This is a genomic window from Mesotoga sp. HF07.pep.5.2.highcov, from assembly GCF_003666285.1.
GTDB classification, from domain to species: Bacteria; Thermotogota; Thermotogae; order Petrotogales; family Kosmotogaceae; genus Mesotoga; species Mesotoga prima.
On sequence record NZ_JFHJ01000539.1, the window covers coordinates 1 to 1,456 of the forward strand.

The 1,456-nt window shown below is 48.9% G+C and carries 1 protein-coding gene; it reads left to right on the forward strand.

From position 1 onward, the window contains the following. Positions 1-1,456: DEAD/DEAH box helicase (locus BG32_RS11520; protein WP_121526853.1), on the forward strand; the 1,456-nt coding region annotated here is incomplete at both ends.

Sequence of the window (1,456 nt, forward strand, 5' to 3'; positions counted from 1 at the left end):
TGACTGAAGAACTTCAGATCATCAAGAGACCGAGAAGAGAAGAGGAGTACTTACCGAGAATTCCCGTTGTCGACTGGACGGAACTTGAAGAGGGAGACTACGTAGTCCATAAGGAGTATGGCATCGGGCGGTATCTTGGAGTGAGAACGGTAGAGAATATTCTGGGAACGAGAGAATATCTTCTACTTGAATACAGAGATGGGAACAAGATCTATGTACCGGTAGACAGGGTTGATCGGGTCCACAAATATATTGGAAGCACCGAAGGAATTCAGTTAAACTCCTTGCGCGGGACTGCCTGGACGAGACAGAAATCTAAGGTCAACAAAGAGGTAAAGGCCCTCATCTCGGACCTGTCGAACCTCTACGGATCTAGAGAAGTCACTTCCGGCATTCCACTCACTGGAGACAGCGAAATGGAGAAGGGCTTTCGTGACAGCTTCCCGTATGTCGAGACAGAAGATCAACAAAAGGCAGTACAAGAAGTAATGGAAGACCTTCAAAGCACCAAACCTATGGACAGACTCATAAGCGGTGACGCGGGCTATGGAAAGACCGAAGTTGCTTTACGCGCTGCGTTCCGAACGGTGGTCTCCGGAAAACAGGTGGCCGTTATGGTTCCCACTACGGTACTTGCCCGACAACATTACGAAAACTTCGAACGCCGGTTGAATCCCTTTGGAATAAGAGTCGAGATTCTCGACCGTTATCGGACCGATGTACAGCGAAACAAACTTTTGAAGAAACTCAAGAAGGGCGAAGTCGATGTTGTAGTAGGAACACACTCTCTACTTTCGAAAGAAGTGGGGTTTGCCGACCTCGGCCTCGTGGTGGTCGACGAAGAACAACTTTTCGGAGTCCTTCAGAAAGAGCATTTCAAGAAGCTCCGTCTTCAGGTCAACGTTCTCTCAATGAGCGCGACTCCGATTCCGAGAACTCTTTACATGTCTCTTTCGGGTCTGCGGGATCTTTCGATAATCTCCACACCGCCTGCGGGACGCACCTCACCAGAAATCTATGTTGGACAGATCAACGATAGACTGATCAGAACCGCGGTCCTCAGAGAGACCAATAGGGGCGGCCAGACGATCTTCGTTCACAACAGAGTGACCGAGCTGCAGGAGTTACTCTCTCGATTGAGAGACCTTCTGCCCGAAGTTAAGATAGACGTCGCCCACGGGCAAATGAACAAGACCGCATTTGAGCGAACAATCAGAGACTTCTATCTTGGCGAACTAGATATGCTTTTGTGCACAACGATAATCGAGAGCGGAGTCGACGTTCCTAATGCCAATACTCTTATAGTCGATGACTCTCATAGATACGGACTTGCCCAGCTTTATCAGTTGAGGGGAAGAGTTGGCAGAAGCAACAGAAGGGCATTCTCGTACTTTCTGTACGATCCAAAGAGATTGTCCGATCCGTCGAGAGAGAGACTGAAGGCTTTGAAGGAGTT